14 protein-coding genes are annotated in these 16,446 nt (G+C 43.9%); 12 read left to right on the top strand and 2 right to left on the bottom strand.

The genetic code is table 11. The features are described from left to right. Nucleotides 1-135: 135 nt before the first annotated feature. The 12 genes from amaB to DFP80_RS13665 all read left to right on the top strand — a co-directional run bounded on the left by amaB (nucleotide 136) and on the right by DFP80_RS13665 (nucleotide 15,129). The gene (amaB, locus tag DFP80_RS13720; RefSeq protein WP_113917380.1) at nucleotides 136-1,680 is read left to right on the top strand and encodes an L-piperidine-6-carboxylate dehydrogenase; all 1,545 of its coding nucleotides are present in this window, start codon (nucleotides 136-138) and stop codon (nucleotides 1,678-1,680) included. A 118-nt stretch (nucleotides 1,681-1,798) separates the two neighbouring features. After that, nucleotides 1,799-3,070, top strand: coding sequence for an NAD(P)/FAD-dependent oxidoreductase (locus DFP80_RS13715; RefSeq protein ID WP_113917379.1), 1,272 nt, complete (start codon nucleotides 1,799-1,801; stop codon nucleotides 3,068-3,070). Nucleotides 3,071-3,401: 331 nt separating this feature from the next. After that, entirely contained in the window at nucleotides 3,402-4,316 is a 915-nt protein-coding gene (locus DFP80_RS13710) for a LysR substrate-binding domain-containing protein (RefSeq protein WP_113917378.1), read from the top strand. Nucleotides 4,317-4,471: 155 nt separating this feature from the next. Beyond that, nucleotides 4,472-6,001: a 2,3-bisphosphoglycerate-independent phosphoglycerate mutase gene (gene gpmI, locus DFP80_RS13705; protein WP_113917377.1), complete on the top strand. Its 1,530-nt coding sequence runs from the start codon at nucleotides 4,472-4,474 to the stop codon at nucleotides 5,999-6,001. Between the two features lie 7 nt (nucleotides 6,002-6,008). Further along, nucleotides 6,009-7,148 (top strand): murein hydrolase activator EnvC family protein, encoded by a 1,140-nt coding sequence (locus DFP80_RS13700; RefSeq protein WP_113917376.1) that lies wholly within the window; start codon nucleotides 6,009-6,011, stop codon nucleotides 7,146-7,148. A gap of 55 nt (nucleotides 7,149-7,203) precedes the next feature. Next, nucleotides 7,204-8,490, top strand: coding sequence for a S41 family peptidase (locus DFP80_RS13695; protein WP_113917375.1), 1,287 nt, complete (start codon nucleotides 7,204-7,206; stop codon nucleotides 8,488-8,490). Nucleotides 8,491-8,568: 78 nt separating this feature from the next. Beyond that, the gene (locus DFP80_RS20905; RefSeq protein WP_241560273.1) at nucleotides 8,569-9,657 is read left to right on the top strand and encodes a divergent polysaccharide deacetylase family protein; all 1,089 of its coding nucleotides are present in this window, start codon (nucleotides 8,569-8,571) and stop codon (nucleotides 9,655-9,657) included. Between the two features lie 474 nt (nucleotides 9,658-10,131). Continuing rightward, complete coding sequence (locus DFP80_RS13685) at nucleotides 10,132-11,244, top strand: branched-chain amino acid ABC transporter substrate-binding protein (protein WP_113917374.1); 1,113 nt, start codon at nucleotides 10,132-10,134, stop codon at nucleotides 11,242-11,244. 110 nt (nucleotides 11,245-11,354) lie between these two features. After that, on the top strand, nucleotides 11,355-12,266 hold the full coding sequence (locus DFP80_RS13680) for an ABC transporter permease subunit (RefSeq protein ID WP_113917373.1): 912 nt from the start codon (nucleotides 11,355-11,357) through the stop codon (nucleotides 12,264-12,266). Beyond that, nucleotides 12,267-13,541 (top strand): high-affinity branched-chain amino acid ABC transporter permease LivM, encoded by a 1,275-nt coding sequence (gene livM, locus DFP80_RS13675; protein WP_113917372.1) that lies wholly within the window; start codon nucleotides 12,267-12,269, stop codon nucleotides 13,539-13,541. Beyond that, the gene (locus DFP80_RS13670) at nucleotides 13,538-14,419 is read left to right on the top strand and encodes an ABC transporter ATP-binding protein (RefSeq protein WP_113917371.1); all 882 of its coding nucleotides are present in this window, start codon (nucleotides 13,538-13,540) and stop codon (nucleotides 14,417-14,419) included. Before livM ends, DFP80_RS13670 begins: the two co-directional genes overlap by 4 nt. Continuing rightward, a complete protein-coding gene (locus tag DFP80_RS13665) occupies nucleotides 14,416-15,129 on the top strand; it encodes an ABC transporter ATP-binding protein (RefSeq protein ID WP_113917370.1) in 714 nt (237 codons plus the stop codon). The genes DFP80_RS13670 and DFP80_RS13665 overlap by 4 nt, the downstream gene beginning before the upstream one ends. 155 nt (nucleotides 15,130-15,284) lie before the next feature. Here DFP80_RS13665 and tsaC read toward each other — a convergent pair whose 3' ends face one another. Beyond that, nucleotides 15,285-15,842 (bottom strand): L-threonylcarbamoyladenylate synthase type 1 TsaC, encoded by a 558-nt coding sequence (tsaC, locus tag DFP80_RS13660; RefSeq protein WP_113917369.1) that lies wholly within the window; start codon nucleotides 15,840-15,842, stop codon nucleotides 15,285-15,287. Between the two features lie 171 nt (nucleotides 15,843-16,013). After that, the gene (locus DFP80_RS13655; RefSeq protein WP_113917368.1) at nucleotides 16,014-16,391 is read right to left on the bottom strand and encodes a DUF3461 family protein; all 378 of its coding nucleotides are present in this window, start codon (nucleotides 16,389-16,391) and stop codon (nucleotides 16,014-16,016) included. Nucleotides 16,392-16,446 lie beyond the last annotated feature (55 nt).

Genomic DNA, 16,446 nt, shown 5'->3' with positions numbered 1-16,446 from the left:
TACCTATAGAGAGATTATCTAGCCATAGGAAAAAACTAGACCACTGTCAGGAAAACGGTATTTCTCATTCTGATCTAGGCTGGTTAAGGTGAAGACATTCTTGTACCACTTATTACATAAAATTTAGAGGTTACTATGTCACTTACTTGCTTAGAAACACTGGGCGTGAACAGCCTGAAACAAGGCGATACTTTTTACAGCGTCTTAACAGGTAATACCCTTACGTTGGGAGAAGGCAGTCGTTTTTCCGCCCATAGCCCAATCGATGGTGCGATGCTATCTACTTTTAATAATGCAACGCCTGCACAGTTGGATAAGGTGAACGCTGAACTAGAAGACGCGTTTAAAACATTGCGTACGATTCCTGCACCACGTCGTGGTGAGTTAGTCCGTCGTATAGGTGAAGAAGCGCGTAAGTACAAAAATGAATTGGCGCAAGTTATCTCTTTGGAAGCGGGGAAAATTGTCCCTGAAGCCTTGGGTGAAGTGCAAGAATGGATTGATGTATGTGATTTTGCCGTTGGTCAATCACGTATGTTACATGGTTTGTCTATTGTGTCTGAGCGCCCAGGTCATCGCATGATGGAGCAATGGCATCCGCTAGGCCCAGTTGCGGTTATTACGGCGTTTAACTTTCCTATGGCCGTTTGGGCTTGGAATGCAATGTTGGGGCTTGTTTGTGGAGATCCAATTCTACTAAAACCTTCTGAGAAAGCGCCTCTGTGTGCTTTAGCTATGTATCAAATTGCGCAAAACGTTATTGCGGATATGCCAGATATCCCGAAAGCCGCCGTCTCTGTGATGATTGGTGACCGTGATCTTGGTGAAGCAATTGCAGCGAGTGAGACCTTTCCATTGGTGTCAGCAACAGGCTCTACCGCAATGGGCCGCGCGGTGGCGAAAACAGTCGCAGGCCGTTTAGGTCGCTCTTTGTTAGAGCTTGGCGGTAACAATGCGATGATTGTTTCGGATACGGCGGATCTAGACCTTGCGTTACGTGCGATCGTTTTCTCTGCGGCAGGCACAGCTGGTCAGCGTTGCACAACATTACGCCGCTTGATCACACATGAATCGGTTGTTGATGGCTTGGTTGAGCGTTTGGCGAAATCTTACGGGTCATTGCGTGTTGGTAGTCCGATAATAGAAGGTAACTTGGTTGGGCCACTAATTGACGAAGGCAGCTTTGATCGTATGCAAGCGGCTCTAGAAACGGCGAAAAAACAAGGTGGCGAAATCATTTGCGGTGGCGATCGTGTGACAGAAGGCGTTCCTGCTGGCGGTTTTTACGTTCGTCCTGCGATTGTTCGTATTGCTCATGATGCGCCAATTGTTCATGAAGAAACCTTTGCGCCGATTATGTATGTTTTGACTTATAAAACGTTTGAAGAAGCGATTGAAATTCAAAACGAAGTGCCACAAGGTTTGTCTTCTGCGGTATTTACGGAAAGCATGCGTGAGGCGGAAATGTTTATGTCTCCAGCAGGCTCTGACTGTGGTATTGCCAACGTTAACATTGGTACATCTGGTGCCGAGATTGGTGGTGCGTTCGGTGGCGAAAAAGAAACAGGCGGTGGTCGTGAGTCCGGTTCTGATGCTTGGAGAAACTACATGCGTCGTACCACAAATACCGTGAACTATGGCGGAGATTTGCCATTGGCACAGGGGATTGTGTTCGAATAGGCTTTTCTTAGTGCTCATTAATGATAGCGAATGCGTTTAATTGAGAAATAACAGGCGAGATTCTCTCGCCTGTTTAGTTTTGGCGATAGGTACGACCAATGTCCTATGAGGTCACTTTATGTCTGATCAAATCTGCAATTCTTTATGGCGTGTCAGTTCTCAAGATGCACCAGTATTGGCGCCTCTTGAAGGGCGTGTTGATGTCGAAGTGGTTGTTGTCGGTGCGGGCTTTACAGGTCTTTCTGCTGCTTTGCACTTGGCAAAATCTGGCGTCTCTGTTGTCGTGGTTGAAGCGCAAGAGATTGGCTTTGGAGGCTCTGGTCGAAACGTTGGTTTGGCGAACGCGGGTGTTTGGCTAGAACCCGACCAGCTAGATAAAACCATCGGAGCAGAAGCGGGAAGCGTAATGTACAAGGCGTTGGCGGCAGCGCCTGATTTTGTCTATGGCTTGATTAACGAATACGGCATTCAGTGCGAGCCGGTTCGTAATGGTACCTTGCATGCCGGTGTGGGCAAAAATGGCTTAGCTCAGTTGCAGCGTCGTTATGAACAAATGAAGCGGCGTGGTGCGCCAGTGCAGTTACTTGATGCTGCGGACGCGCAAGCTCGTATTGGCTCTAGTAAATTCAACTCAGCTCTGTTTGATCCAAGAGCGGGCACTATTCAACCTTTGGCCTATGCCCGTGGACTGGCTCATGCTGCCTTAACAGAGGGTGCTAAACTTTTTGACCAATCGCCGGTGAGTAAAATCGAGCCAGCCGAAAACGGTTGGGTTTTGCATACTGAAAAAGGTCAGGTACATGCTGAAAAAGTGATTCTCGCGACTAATGCTTACAGTGAATTTGGTGTGAAAGAACAAGCGCGTAAATTTGTGCCAATCTTTTATTCTCAATTGGCCACGAAACCACTTAGCGATGCTCAATTAGCCAGTGTGTTACCAAATAAAGAAGGCGTTTGGGATACTTGTACCGTAATGAGTTCCTTTCGTTTGGATAAACAAGGCCGTTTTGTGTTCGGTGGTATGGGTGGTGAAGGCAGTGTGTTATCGAATTGGGCAACTCAGCGAGTCAGCGAATTGTTTCCAATTTTAAGTAAGGTTGAATGGGATTATTGTTGGACGGGTAAAATTGCCTACAGCGAAGATCATTTACCCCATTGCCAGCAGTTACAAAAAGGTTTGTTTAGTGTGGCAGGCTACAGTGGACGAGGTATTGGTCCAGGCACTGTAGTTGGTGCTGAGCTGGCTGAATGGTTGTCGGGACGTAGGGAGAGCTTGTCTATTCCTACTAGCGTGCTGAGTGATATTTCGTTTCGTGAATTGAAACGTCTGTTTTATGAGGTGGGTGCCCATACTTATCATATTGGGCAGCAGTCGCATGCTTTGGATTAGAATGATTACTGCGCTCGCTAATACTTTGTTAAAAACAGACTCAAAATGCTCATTTATAACCTATAAACTCCGCTCTCTCGTCTGTTTTTGCCTCGTCTTGGCTTCGCTCGCTACATCATTTGTCTTTGCTTCGTTCGCTACATGGTAAATGTTTCGGTTAGTTTGGTGGTAAAGCAAGTTTACTGCGAATAATTGTCATACTAAAACGCATCCTTATGGTGCGTTTTTTATTTTACGGGTTGGGAATATGAGGGATATAGGATACAGTTATTACCTTCCTGTTTTACTTTCTTTTTTTGTTTTTTTATTTATGTAAATGAGTAACGCCTACATGCGCCGTTATATCCCATCGTCAACCGCGTTGAAGTGCTTCGAGGCTTCGGTAAGGCACCTGAGCTTTACCAAAGCGGCGGAAGAGTTACACCTTACCCAAAGTGCTGTAAGCCGACAGATTCGAAATCTCGAAGAGTTTTTGTCGCGTGATTTATTTATACGTCTCAATAAACGACTGGTATTAACCGGAACTGGTGCAGCCTATTACAAAGAGGTGGTGCCGTTATTGGATGGCATGGAAAACGCGTGTTTACGCATGTTGCATCGAGAGGATGAAAAAACCACGCTAACCATTTCAGCTTTGCCCACCTTGGCATCTTACTGGTTGATGCCGCTTCTTGCAGAATTTCAAGCCGCTCACCCACAGTTTCAGATTAAAGTGCGGTCCTTAGATGATGCCGCGAAGATAGACCCTGAAAGCATTGATATTATTCTACATTATGGTGGCGACCACTGGCCTCGCGCTATTTCGCATCAGCTAATGAAAGAAAGTGTGATGGCGGTGTGCTCCCCTGCATTATTAGCGCGTATCGATGACAAAAAATTGGATGCGTGGAAGGTCGAAGACGTGACTTTGTTCCCTTTCTTGCATTTATCGTCACGTATCAATGCGTGGCCAGACTGGATGGTAGCACAAGGGCTCGAAAGCGGTTCTTTTGCAGGTGCTTCTTTTGCGCATTTTCATATGCTGCTTGAAGCGGCGAAGAACAGCATGGGCATTGCCATTATGCCAACGATACTGGCGGAACGTAGTTTGCAAAATGGCGAGCTGGTGGCGCCGTTCGGTAAAGCGGTTGCGACACCTCATGAGTATCTTTTGTCTCACCCTGCTGACAAGGCTGATCTTGAGCAAGTGGTGGTTTTCCGTGATTGGTTGTTGGCAAAGCGAGATGAGTCGCTAGTTCCCAATTAGAAGCTTTATTAACAAAATATTGGCGAACGTAGGGGGATGAAAGGTTCTCTATTAGCGAAATTAATAGTCTTAATAGACAAGCTAGTCTGTAACTGAATTACAAGCCTGTGATAGTATCGAGGCATAATCATGATCAATTTACGGGATAGATTAACATGAACAAAAAAACCACAGCACTCTTTATTCTTGATGGATGGGGATACAGCGAAACCTCTAAATCCAACGCTATTGCTGCAGCAAACACACCTAACTGGGATGCGCTGTGGAATAGTCGGCCTCATACTTTAATTAAAACATCTGGCCTCGCGGTAGGTTTACCTGAAGGTCAAATGGGTAATTCCGAAGTCGGTCATATGAATTTAGGTGCAGGTCGTGTTGTTTATCAAAACTTTACGCGTATTGGCAAAGCAATTGAAGATGGTTCATTTTTTGAAAATGCAGCCCTTGTTAATGCGGTTGATAAAGCGGTAAGCGCAGGCAAAGCGGTACATATTTTAGGTTTGCTGTCTGATGGTGGTGTTCATAGTCATCATGAACAGATCATGGCAATGTGCGAATTAGCGGCAAAACGTGGTGCGAAAGCGATTTATGTTCATGGCTTTACTGATGGCCGTGATACGCCACCTCGTTCTGCTAAAACACCAGCGGCTGAGTTAGAAGCCAAATTGGCTGAGTTAGGTGTAGGTACCATTGCGACTTTAACGGGTCGTTATTTTGCCATGGACCGAGATAATCGTTGGGATCGTGTGCAAACGGCTTACGATGCCATTGTATTAGGTAAGGGTGAGTTTCAAGCGGATACGGCTGAAGCGGCTATTCAGGCTGCTTATGATCGTGACGAAAATGACGAGTTTGTAAAAGCCACTATTGTTGGTGAGTCTGCGCCAGTACAAGATGGCGATGCGATTATCTTCGCTAACTTTCGTCCAGATCGTGCGCGCCAATTAACTCGCGCTTTCACGGACGCTGATTTTGATGGTTTCACGCGTGCAGTTTATCCAAAACTGGCCGCCTTTGTTACCTTCACCGAGTTTGCCTCGGATATTAAGGCTGATGTGGCCTTTCCTCCAGTTGCGTTAAAAAACACCTTGGGTGAAGTGTTAGCGAAGCACGATAAGAAACAATTGCGTATTGCTGAAACTGAAAAATACGCTCATGTCACCTTTTTCTTTAATGGTGGTGAAGAAGCTTTGTTCGATGGGGAAGAGCGCGAGTTGATCCCGTCACCGAATGTAGCGACTTACGATTTGAAACCAGAAATGAGTGCGCCAGAAGTCACCGATAAGCTGGTTGAAGTGATCGAAGCGGGCAAATACGACACTATTATCTGTAACTTTGCGAACGGCGATATGGTTGGTCATAGTGGTATTTTTGAAGCCGCGGTTCAGGCGGTGGAAGCCGTCGATGCTTGTTTAGGTCGAATTATTGACGCTTTGAAAGTGAATGGCGGTCAATGCTTGATTACAGCGGACCATGGTAACGTCGAACAAATGTTGAGCGATGATGGTGCTCAGCCGTTAACGTCACACACAATTGGACCTGTGCCTTTAGTTTTGTTTTCTCCGACTCAAGGCCTAGGTATTAAAGAAGGGGCATTGTGTGACCTTGCGCCTACGCTATTAGACATGATGGGAATGGAAAAACCTGCCGAAATGACGGGTGTGAGCTTACTCACACGAGCATGAGGCAAGAATGATTTTATTATCCCGCTGCCTTCTCTTAAGTTTGTTTCTGTTGTCTAGCGTTGGCTGGGCAGCAGGTGAACCACAAACACCGGAGGAAGCAAAACAACAGATTCAGGCTTTACAGAAAGATCTGCAAAAGCTTAATAGCTGGTTGAAAGAGATAAAGTCTGAACGATCTGGTGTGGAAAAGCAGTTAGAAGTCAAAGAAAAAGACATTCAAGAACTGCTTAAAAAAATCCAGAATATTCAAGAAAGCTTAAAAAAAGGAGAGAAGCGGCTGGGAGAATTAAGAGTACAGCAGCGATCTCTTCAATTAAGTATTCAACAGCAAAATGAACAAATAGCCGCCCAATTAAGGGCGGTTTATCGTTCCGGCAATGAAGAAAGTATCAAGCTGTTATTGAACGGTGACAGTTCCGAAGAAGCTCAGCGTTTGGTGCAATATAATCGCTATTTTTCCAATGCTAGACAGTCCCTTATCAATGGCTTTGTGACCGAGGTGAGTGATTTGAATCTGGTTGAAAAAAGCATTCGCAGTCACAGGGCCCAGCAGGCCAAAGAAGAAATCGAATTAAAAGCAGAGCGTAGTCGTCTAACGAGTCAGCAAGCTGATCGACGTAATTTATTAGCCAAATTAGATCAAGATTTGGCGAAAGGAGATCGGCGTTCTAAGCAATTAGTTCAAGACCAGAAAAATCTACAGGATATGTTGCAGCGCTTAGAAGAAGCGCTGGCAGACATACAAATTCCAGACCAAGATGTGCCTTTTTCATCGCAACGTGGCAAATTGGTTCGCCCTTTAAAAACACTCTCTGCATTATCATCCAACGGCAGTATTAACCTAGGTGGTGTTACTTTACGTGCTAAAGAAGGTGAGCCTGTGCATGCCATATTCTCTGGACGAGTCGTCTTTTCTGACTGGATGCGTGGCTTTGGGTTTTTACTTATTTTAGATCATGGTGATGGTTACATGTCACTATATGGTTACAACCAAAGCCTACTTAAAGAAGTTGGTGAATGGGTGGGGGCAAACGATACTATTGCTATGGTTGGTAGCACTGGTGGTCGTTCTGATCCTGCATTATTTTTTGCAATTCGACATAATGGTACACCATTAAAACCACTTTCTTGGGTGAGCGCAGGGTAATAATGACACTACACGCTAAAACCTGTGGTCAGTAAATAAGGTTATAGGAAAAAAAATGATCAATACTTTGTTTAAACGAGTCTCCTTTATATTTATGGTGCTATTGGTTCCGCCTGCTTTTTCTGCGCAGCTTCCTGCCGATACAAAAGAAGCATCTAAGTTGCCTACCGCTGAGATTCAGTCTTTTGTCGAAACGTTTGAGACCATCCGTGAAGGCTATGTCGAGGTCATGTCCGATCAAGATATCCTTCATAAAGCCTTGAAAGGAATGGTGTCAGGTCTTGATCCGCACTCAGAGTATTTTACCAAAGAAGAATTAGTCGACTTTAATGAACTGACATCCGGAAATTATGCTGGTATCGGTGTTGAAGTTGAGATGAAAGATAAGCGTCTAACGATCGTAACGCCTGTTGATGGGTCCGTGGCTGCGGAGGCCGGGATTTTACCAGGCGATGTCATCATAAAAATTGATAATACTTTGATTACCGATTTGGGAATGAAAGATATTGTGACATTGATGCGTGGCGAGATAGGCTCGACTGTGACCCTGGATATTGAGCGTGATGGCGAGTTGAAAAACTATGAATTAACACGTCGCCTTATAGAAGATACAAGTGTTACTGATAAATGGTTAAGCGACGGTATTGCGTATTTCCGAATTAGCCAGTTCCAAGGTGATAGTGCGTCAGAATTCTACCAAGCTATTGATAAGCTTAATAAAGAAAGTGAAATTCAGGGCGTTGTTTTAGATCTTCGTAATAACCCTGGCGGCGTTTTGCAAAGTGCCGTTGGGGTTGTTGATGCTTTTATAGATAAAGGCATGATTGTGTACACAAATGGTCGTCATGAATTGTCTAAAAGTCAGTTTACGGCAACAGAAAAAAATACCCGATTTGCTCATGTGCCAGTTGTCGTGCTGATTAATGAAGGTTCAGCATCCGCTTCTGAAATTGTTGCTGGTGCTTTGCAAGACCATCAACGTGCCGTCATTTTAGGAACGGAATCGTTTGGAAAAGGGTCGGTGCAAACGGTAGTGCCCCTGTCGAATGGGGACGCAGTGAAACTAACCACCGCTTTATATTACACGCCAAATGGCCGCTCTATCCAAGCTCAAGGTATTACGCCTGATCTGCTTGTTCCGCAAGCGACTTTAACTTTTGATAAAGGGCAATTTTTTGTCAAAGAAGCTGAGTTAAAAGGGCACTTAGGTAATGGAACGGGTGGAGAAGAACGTACTAGTGCTGACGTGAAGTCTGATATTGGTGAATTGGCAAAAACAGACTTTCAGTTATTCCAAGCCGTCACTATTTTAAAGACGCTACCTAAGCTAGCTCAGAAGTAGTGATGTCATTTTTCATATATATTTTTGGTAAAAACGCGCTTGTTTGATTTCAATAAATTTGTAGTGGTTATATTTAGTTTGCTTGTTCTTTTAGGTGGAGCAAACGCGTCAGAGGCAGAGTTAGATCGTGTTGAATATGTGTCAGTGAGTGTTGCCAATGACATGGCTGGTCAAAGCGAGCAGACAGAAAATGAAACCTTTTTTGAGGTGCCTGAGGTTCTTCCACAACACCTTGGGCCAGTTTTGCCCACTGTAAAAAATGAACAGGAGAAGCTGTCAGAGCACCCTGTAGTTACTGACTCGCCAGAACCTGCTGGCCATCCAATGTTTGATACTGTGAAGCCTTGGGTACCAACGATTGTACCTTTCTTAGATGCACCAGCTCAATCCCATACGAAAGAGGCTTCACCTTCTATAAAGCCCAGTCCAAAAGGACGAAAGGCTAAGCAAGAGAAGATACCTGCCAAAAAATTAGCGGTTGATGCTCACCCTAAAATGCCAAGTATTGCTATTTTGATTGATGATCTAGGTTATAACCGTCATGGTATGGAATCGTCTTTGTTATTACCGACTGAAGTCGCGTTGGCTATCTTGCCCAGTACGCCATTTGCGACTCAAACAGCATTAACGGCACAAAAACAAAAACGTATTACTTTGCTGCATGCGCCAATGGAAAATCAACGTGAGTTGAAGTTGGGGCCTGGTGGTCTGTATGCCAAGATGACTGAGCAAGAGTTAAAAGAAACATTGACGAAAGATTTAGACGGTTTGCCTGGTATACAGGGTGTAAACAATCACATGGGAAGCTTGTTAACGACTAAAGCGGACTCAATGAAGTGGGTTATGGAGGTCCTTAAAGGTCGTTCATTGTTTTTTATCGACAGTCTAACAAGTCCTAAAAGCGTGGCGAAAAAGACGGCGCAAGAGCATGGCTTAGAAACGGTCAGCCGCGATGTTTTTTTGGACAATATTCGTACTGAAAAAGCGATTGATAAACAGTTCTCTCGATTGTTAAAACTAGCAAGGCTTCATGGCAGTGCGTTAGCTATAGGTCACCCTTATCCAGAAACCATGGATTATCTGAAAAAGCGTCTTAATAATTTAGAACAGGATGGTGTGCGTCTGGTTCGATTATCTGATTTGCTTACTTCTTCGCCTAGTAAGTAAGTTAGATATTTATGTTTTTTGATAGAGCCGGAGTTTTTTGATAAAAAATCCGACTTTTTTTCAATGCGCATGCTGTTTTTTTGTACTAGATTATAACGTCACTATTGTCTTTGTGATGACTTCATTCAAGTCATTACGCCTACCGATACCTGTCTTTCCTATTTTGCTCTCGCTTAGTGCAGGGCTTTTTCTGTTTCAGAATAAAACACCGAGAAATCTAAAAAATATAGTGATTAATTTTGCTTTTTTTTGGAAGAGTAGATTTTTATCTAAGCTAATTGCATTATTTGCCTGCACTACTATTGACCAAAGTTTAGTCTGATATTACTGTGTAGCATCACAAAGATGCACAATTTTTGAATAGTTGCTGTGAAAGTTTCATTATTTATGCCTTTTCTTTAGGGTTTAATTATTGGAACGCTTCTTGCTTTTGAATAATAACGATAAAACACAAAACGAGTAGAGGCTTTTCTTATGTCAAATGCGGTTGTTAGAAAAACATTAATTTCTCTTGCTGTTGCGGGTGTTGCGACACTGGCTCAAGCTGAGGTTGTTATTGGTGTTGCTGGTCCTCATACGGGAGCTTATGCAGCTTTCGGTGAGCAATTATGGAAAGGGGCCGAAAAGGCTGCTGCAGATATCAATGCTGCCGGTGGTGTTAATGGCGAAATGATCAAACTAGTGAAAGCAGATGATGCTTGTGAACCTAAACAAGCCGTATCTGTTGCCAACCGTTTGGTAGACTCTGATGGCGCTCTTGCTGTTGTTGGGCACTTCTGTTCATCTTCTTCTATCCCAGCTTCTCGAATTTATGAAGAAGCTGGTGTCATCATGGTAACCCCTGCCTCAACCAACCCAACGCTTACTGACCAAGGTTTGCCAAACGTTTTCCGTGTATGTGGTCGTGATGACCAGCAAGGTGATGTAGCTGCCAGCTACATTGTTGATAAACTGAAAGCACAACGAGTTGCCGTGATTCATGACAAAGATACTTATGGTAAAGGCCTTGCTGATGCTATGAAGTCGACACTTAACGCTTATGGCGTGAAGGAAGTGATGTACGAAGGTCTGACCCGTGGTGAAAAAGATTTCAATGCCTTGATTACTAAGATTCGCTCAGTAGATGCAGATGTTGTGTATTTTGGTGGTCTTCACTCTGAAGCAGGCCCTCTTGTCCGTCAGTTGCGTGAGCAAGGCTCTAAAGCAATCTTCATTTCAGGTGACGGTATCGTATCTGATGAGTTTGTATCTGTTGCTGGCTCCCCGAAATATGTAGATGGTGTATTGATGACATTTGGTGCGCCACCAACGTCTTACCCATCAGGCAAAAAAGTCATCAAAGAATTCCGTGATAGCGGTTATGAGCCAGAAGGTTACACCTTGTACTCTTATACGGCGACACAAGTTGCTGTTGCGGCTTTATCTAATAACAACCTAGATCCAATCAAGGGTGCCGAGTGGTTGAAAACTCATTCTGTAGATACCGTAATGGGTAAGAAAGACTTCGATGATAAAGGTGATTTGACCGTTTCCGATTACGTTATGTATGAGTGGGACGCTCAAGGTAAATATCACGTTGTAGACTGATTTTATTTAGTTCTTACATCTCCCGTAATAACCGATACATGTTTACCAGCACAGGGATTGTACTGGTAAACATGCTCTCTATATTATAAAAATTCCCACGAGGTCTTACGATGGATATCGTTCTCCAGCAACTGGTAAACGGTCTTACCCTTGGTTCTGTTTACGGACTCATTGCGATCGGTTACACCATGGTGTATGGCATTATCGGCATGATTAACTTCGCTCATGGCGATGTTTATATGGTGTCAGCTTATATCACCGCTATTGCTCTAGCTCTTTTAACTTTTTTCGGTATCGAATCTTTTCCTATTATTCTTGTCGGCACGTTGTTTCTAACGGTTGCCGTCACTGGTGCTTATGGGTGGGTAATAGAGCGTATTGCATACCGCCCACTGCGTAGTTCGAGTCGGTTATCTGTTTTGATTTCTGCAATTGGTATGTCTTTGATTTTGCAAAACTATGTCCAGCTGAGTCAGGGTGCCAATCAACAAGGTGTGCCGACGCTTTTAACAGGGGCTCTGCGTTTTCATGTCGGTGATGGCTTTGTGCAAATTACCTATATGAAGCTGTTGATTCTATTTATCTCTATTTTGGGGATGGGGATACTTACCTATGTTATCCAAAAAACCAAACTGGGGCGTATGTGTCGTGCAACTCAACAAGACCGAAAAATGGCGTCTATTTTAGGCATAGATACAGACAAGGTAATTTCTACTGTTTTTGTTATTGGCGCCGTTATGGCGGCATTAGCGGGCGTACTAGTTACTCTGGATTATGGCGCTTTTGATTTTTATGTCGGTTTTATCATTGGCATTAAAGCCTTTACTGCGGCTGTGTTAGGCGGTATCGGATCTTTACCAGGTGCTATGTTAGGTGGACTTATTCTTGGCTTGTCTGAAGCTTTGTTTGCTGGGTTGATTAGTTCTGATTATAAAGATGTATTCTCATTCTCTTTGTTAGTTCTCATTTTGATTGTTCGCCCAAGTGGCCTTCTCGGCAAACCTGAAGTGGAGAAAGTATAAATGAGCCAAGCTGTCGGAATAAATTTTAAGAAAAGTAGTATTGATGCCCTGATTGCTGGTTTTATGGCGTTGGTCTTGTTCGGTCCAATCGTCGGTGTTGTGCTGGATGGTTATGGTTTTAATACTGAGTTTGGAAAAGTGGCTTGGATGATCGCTGCTGTCGCCATTGGACGTTTTGCTGTATCTAGCTTTTTACAGACGGAAAAAGGCATAGCAATGGCGTTTCGTTATGCAAATAACAATGACGGCGTAGAAGTTCTTCCGCCTGGGCATAAGTCTAAGATGGTATGGGTTATTCCCCTGGTGATAGTGATTGGTCTTTTGGTGCCGTTTATAGCGTCAAAATATATCCTAACCGTTATTATTCTAGGATTGATTTATGTCTTGCTGGGTCTTGGTCTGAATATCGTTGTCGGATTGGCAGGCTTGTTAGATTTAGGTTTCGTTGGTTTTTATGCCATCGGTGCTTACGGGCTCGCGTTAGGCTATGAAAATTTGGGGCTGGGTTTCTGGTCGATGTTACCAATTGCCGCAATAATGGCTGCGGTTGCAGGTGCAATATTGGGCTTTCCTGTGTTGCGAATGCACGGCGACTATCTGGCGATTGTGACGTTGGGTTTTGGTGAAATAATACGTCTTGTGCTGACCAACTGGGCATCTTTCACTCATGGGCCAAATGGGGTTTCTGCGCCATTGCCTACTTTTTTCGGATTAGAATTTAAGCGTCGCTCCCGTGATGGCGAAACCTTCCATGAGTTTTTCAATATCCCTTATGATTCTGCTTATAAATATATGTTCATTTATATCGTATTGTTCGCGGTAGTATGGGCTGTACTTTTTATCAAGCATCGTTTGGTGAAAATGCCAATTGGTCGTGCGTGGGAAGCGCTTCGTGAAGATGAAATCGCTTGTCGTTCATTAGGTTTAAACCATGTATTGGTCAAACTTTCCGCGTTTATGTTAGGCGCATCGACAGGGGGCTTAGCTGGTGTGTTCTTTGCGACTTATCAAGGCTTTGTTAACCCATCGTCGTTTACCTTCTTTGAGTCTGCTTTGATACTGGCTATCGTGGTGCTTGGTGGTATGGGGTCTACGTTGGGAGTTGTCATTGCTGCTTTCTGTTTGACCGTTTTGCCTGAAATGTTAAGGGAATTCGCAGAATATCGTGTCTTGATGTTTGGTATTCTGATGGTGGTGATGATGATTTGGAAACCTCGAGGTATTGTTCGCGTTACTCGAACAGGTTTTGCTGCGAGAAAAGGGGTGGTGAAATGAGCCAAGAAAATATTTTAGCTGTTGAAAACTTGGTGATGCACTTTGGTGGTATTAAAGCGCTAAATGATGTGACCTTTGACATTAAGCGCGGCTCCGTGTCGGCTTTGATTGGACCAAATGGCGCAGGTAAAACAACCGTGTTCAATTGCCTAACAGGCTTTTATAAGGCGACAGGCGGCAAAATCATTTTGTCGGCGGGTGGTAAAGAGACTAGCATTATTAAAGTGCTTGGCGAACCATTTCAAGTGACCGATTTTTTCTCTCCCTTCGCGTTTTTTGCTCGTCTTAAGTACAAAATGTTTGGTGGTTCGCACCTTGTGAATCGCGCTGGTTTATCTCGGACATTTCAGAATATTCGCTTATTTAAAGAGATGTCAGTGGTTGAAAATTTATTGGTGGCTCAGCATATGCGAGTTAATCGCAGCTTGATCGCTGGTATCTTAGATACGAAAGCTTATCGCAAAGCTGAAGAAGAAGCCTTAGAGCGCGTCTTTTATTGGTTAGGGGTTGTGGATCTGGTGGATTCAGCTAACCGCCTGGCTGGAGAGCTTTCTTATGGTCAGCAGCGCCGTTTAGAAATTGCTCGTGCTATGTGTACCAATCCTGAGATTGTTTGCTTGGACGAGCCGGCTGCAGGCTTGAACCCGTCAGAAACAGAAGCCTTGACCAAGATGATTCGTGTATTACGTGATGAGCATAATACGACGGTTTTATTGATCGAGCATGATATGGGCATGGTGATGGATATCTCTGATTACATTGTTGTGCTGGATCATGGAGAGGTTATTGCAAAAGGTGGTCCAGAGGACATTAAGAGTAATCCAAAGGTGGTTGCTGCTTACCTTGGTGCAGAAGAAGGTGAGGAGGTAACGCTATGACTACATTAATGGAATTTAAAAACGTTGACGTGCATTACGGCCCAATCCAAGCTTTGAAGGGGGTCTCTCTGACGGTAGAGGAAGGCGAAATTGTGACCTTAATTGGTGCGAATGGAGCGGGCAAGTCGACTTTGTTGATGTCTATTTTTGGACAGCCGCGTATCTCGTCAGGTGAAATTATTTATCGTGGTGAAGATATTTCGCAGAAATCGGCTCACTATGTGGCTTCCCATGGTTTGGCCCAATCACCAGAAGGTCGTCGTATCTTTCCTAGCATGTCCGTGGAAGAGAATTTACTGATGGGGACTATTCCAATCGGTATGGATCATGCTGAAGAAGACATGCAACATATGTTTGGGTTATTTCCACGATTGTTGGAGCGCCGTAATCAGCGTGCTTCCACTATGTCTGGTGGCGAGCAGCAAATGTTGGCTATTGCACGAGCCTTGATGAGTCGTCCAAAATTACTGTTGTTAGATGAACCTAGTTTAGGTTTGGCTCCTATTATCGTGAAGCAAATTTTTCAAATTCTGAAAGACGTTGCAAGTACAGGGATGACGATCTTTTTGGTCGAACAAAATGCCAATCACGCACTAAAACTGGCCAACCGTGGTTATGTGATGGTGAATGGCGAGATACGTATGACGGGAACTGGCGAAGAGCTGTTGGTTAACCCTGAAGTTCGTGAAGCCTACTTAGGCGGCCACTAAAAGAATAAATATAAAAGCGGCGCTTCATTTATACAAAAAATGAAACGCTGCTTTTTTTATTTATGTGGATAAAAATAACGTTTTTACACAGGGTGTCCGCTGAATGTAGCGGTTTGAGTGACTGTTTGAGCAAGGGTTTATTTAGTTGGAAGGCTTTATGCTCTAAACAGCGTATCCGTCAAAATGTCTCTAACCTGTGATGGTTGTGAGGCTTGTCCTAGTGATGCATCAAATATCGCATCTATCTTTTCACCAAAATACGAGTGTACTTCTTGCGCACTCATAGCGGGTTCCAATCCAGCAGGGTTCGCGGAAGTAGAAACAATCACTCCTTTAAAAGCAGCACAAAGACGTTGTACTGGCTTATGTTGAGATAGGCGTATGGCGACACTTTGGTGTTCGCCTCTAACCCAGCTAGGCGTGATCGTCGTATCAGGAACGACCCAAGAAGTTGGGGTCTCGTTATGGCTGATTAGGCGCTGTGCGGCTTTATGATCTAATGTCGCCAACCAAGGGGATAATTCCTCTTGTGCGCCAGCCACTAAAATAAGCCCTTTTGATTCAGGACGAGATTTGAGCGTTAAAATACGTTTAACCGCAGACTCATTAAATGGATCACAGCCTAGTCCCCAAACTGCCTCAGTTGGGTAAGCGATAATACCGCCTTGTCTAATGATATCGGCAAGTTCTTCAACGGATGCTATAAGGTGCATATAAATAAGCTTATAAAAGTGTATGGGAAAACGAAGAAGATCGGATTGTAGCGGGATTTTTGAAAGGGAGCCAGCAGGTGCGTCTTCCTATTAATGATCTAAAATCTTGTTTGATCAAAAGAAAGACGTTCCTGCTAGAGAGTCCCGTTAACAGGCTTTTACACTCTGTTATTACATAGAATCAATTTTATGTTTGATTTCACTGATTTTGCTGTTCATAACTTTTTCTAAATGTTCTAACTCTTTGACCAAGTCCGCTTTTGTCGCTTTACTTTCGTGCTGTTTACCGACAATTTGCTCTAGCTCTTCCATTGCTCGTAAAACGATCAGAGAAGGCTCTTGAACTTGGCGGTAAGTTTGTTGACCACCATCGGCTAAAACGGTTTTTGTGGAGCGGCCAAACTTGAATTTTTTGCTTTTTGGAAGCAATGAGCCTTTCTCGCGACGGTAATAGATTTTTAAAACATCATGTCCGCCTTCGTAACGCAAAGTGAATTTTTCAATGTCCTGAATGCTGGTGATACCCATGGACTGAAGTGTTGGATACATAGCTGGCTTCCCGTTAATTAATAAACAAATTGTTGCCTTTAATTAGTAGGGGATT

It is taken from the genome of Marinomonas rhizomae, assembly GCF_003315485.1.
GTDB lineage: Bacteria > Pseudomonadota > Gammaproteobacteria > Pseudomonadales > Marinomonadaceae > Marinomonas > Marinomonas rhizomae.
This window is presented reverse-complemented; position numbering and strand designations above follow the sequence as displayed.

What these genes read in the sequence shown, in the direction of transcription:
- DFP80_RS13680 (WP_113917373.1), top strand. Translation starts at nt 11,355, where the DNA reads ATGGATATCGTTCTCCAGCAACTGGTAAACGGTCTTACCCTTGGTTCT.
- amaB (WP_113917380.1), top strand. Translation starts at nt 136, where the DNA reads ATGTCACTTACTTGCTTAGAAACACTGGGCGTGAACAGCCTGAAACAA.
- DFP80_RS13695 (WP_113917375.1), top strand. Translation starts at nt 7,204, where the DNA reads ATGATCAATACTTTGTTTAAACGAGTCTCCTTTATATTTATGGTGCTA.
- DFP80_RS13685 (WP_113917374.1), top strand. Translation starts at nt 10,132, where the DNA reads ATGTCAAATGCGGTTGTTAGAAAAACATTAATTTCTCTTGCTGTTGCG.
- DFP80_RS13655 (WP_113917368.1), bottom strand. Translation starts at nt 16,391, where the DNA reads ATGTATCCAACACTTCAGTCCATGGGTATCACCAGCATTCAGGACATT.
- gpmI (WP_113917377.1), top strand. Translation starts at nt 4,472, where the DNA reads ATGAACAAAAAAACCACAGCACTCTTTATTCTTGATGGATGGGGATAC.
- livM (WP_113917372.1), top strand. Translation starts at nt 12,267, where the DNA reads ATGAGCCAAGCTGTCGGAATAAATTTTAAGAAAAGTAGTATTGATGCC.
- DFP80_RS13665 (WP_113917370.1), top strand. Translation starts at nt 14,416, where the DNA reads ATGACTACATTAATGGAATTTAAAAACGTTGACGTGCATTACGGCCCA.
- DFP80_RS13700 (WP_113917376.1), top strand. Translation starts at nt 6,009, where the DNA reads ATGATTTTATTATCCCGCTGCCTTCTCTTAAGTTTGTTTCTGTTGTCT.
- DFP80_RS13710 (WP_113917378.1), top strand. Translation starts at nt 3,402, where the DNA reads ATGCGCCGTTATATCCCATCGTCAACCGCGTTGAAGTGCTTCGAGGCT.
- DFP80_RS13670 (WP_113917371.1), top strand. Translation starts at nt 13,538, where the DNA reads ATGAGCCAAGAAAATATTTTAGCTGTTGAAAACTTGGTGATGCACTTT.
- DFP80_RS13715 (WP_113917379.1), top strand. Translation starts at nt 1,799, where the DNA reads ATGTCTGATCAAATCTGCAATTCTTTATGGCGTGTCAGTTCTCAAGAT.
- tsaC (WP_113917369.1), bottom strand. Translation starts at nt 15,842, where the DNA reads ATGCACCTTATAGCATCCGTTGAAGAACTTGCCGATATCATTAGACAA.